General features: G+C 40.2%; 1 pseudogene. It reads left to right on the plus strand.

Annotated elements, in window-relative coordinates:
- Positions 1-243, plus strand: a pseudogene (locus HMPREF2794_RS15745) (hypothetical protein); the annotation flags it as partial.
- Between the last annotated feature and the right edge of the window lie 108 nt (positions 244-351).

Here is a 351-nt window from a genome sequence, read left to right on the forward strand (position 1 = left end):
CCAGTACTTGCCGCCATCAACGATTATCTGAAAGGTATCGAGTATGGCGGTAAATTCAATAAGACAAAACTTGTTGACGCGATACAGAAGGTTGAAGGAGTACTGGATATCGAACTTGGAGAATGTGCCGCAAAAGCGGCATCCGCTACGGAATATAACGTAATTAAAAATAATAACTATACGGCTGTAGCCGGGTGCTTCATCCTGAACAGCCTTGAAACTTCTCTGACTTATGTGGTATGATTTTGACATTATCAAATACGCGCAGTATGTGCTTCGTCCATCATTAAGGAAAAGGAAGATATTTGCAATTATATCCATCTTCCTTCTCCCTTTAATCTTCATTTACAC

The organism is Bacteroides sp. HMSC067B03 (assembly GCF_001811315.1).
GTDB lineage: Bacteria > Bacteroidota > Bacteroidia > Bacteroidales > Bacteroidaceae > Bacteroides > Bacteroides faecis.